This window comes from Salipiger pentaromativorans (assembly GCF_024721115.1).
GTDB lineage: Bacteria > Pseudomonadota > Alphaproteobacteria > Rhodobacterales > Rhodobacteraceae > Salipiger > Salipiger pentaromativorans.
Genome location: NZ_JAMDHK010000015.1, coordinates 96,029 through 96,506, shown reverse-complemented (window position 1 = coordinate 96,506; position 478 = coordinate 96,029). Strand labels below are relative to the sequence as shown.

Annotated in this window: 1 protein-coding gene; it reads left to right on the top strand. The window is 60.3% G+C overall.

All coding sequences use genetic code 11. The annotated features are described in order from the left end of the window. On the top strand, positions 1 to 439 hold a 439-nt coding region (locus M4578_RS19530; RefSeq protein ID WP_476748716.1), incomplete at its 5' end, for a P-loop NTPase family protein. Positions 440 to 478 lie beyond the last annotated feature (39 nt).

Sequence of the window (478 nt, the reverse complement as noted above, 5' to 3'; positions counted from 1 at the left end):
CACCGAGGCCTGGACGCAGGCGCTTGATGCCCCGTTTTCCCAGGTGGCGCGCTACCTCGCCTATGTCGAAGATCGCAGCCCCTATGGCACCCACCAAGGGGTCAAGGGGCTCGAATTTCCACGGGTCATGGTGATCGCTGATGACGCCCACACACGCTTCAAGGGCCTTGCCTCCTACGAGACGCTGTTTGACGTAAAGCGCCTGTCCCCAGCCTCTCAGAAAAAGGCGGATCAGGGCGAAGAAACCACGATCGAGCGCACCCGCCGTTTGCTCTACGTTACCTGCACGCGGGCCGAAGAGAGCCTCGCGCTTGTGCTCTATTCCGAGGCCCCCGACGCGGTTCGCAGGTTTCTGATCTCCAACGGATGGATGGCCGCGGATGAGGTTATGATAGCTGCGGCCGACGGGACCTATCAAGAAGCTGCACTGCAGCGCTGAGCTAGAAAAAGCTTTCCTGCTTCGAGTACTCAGCGACAT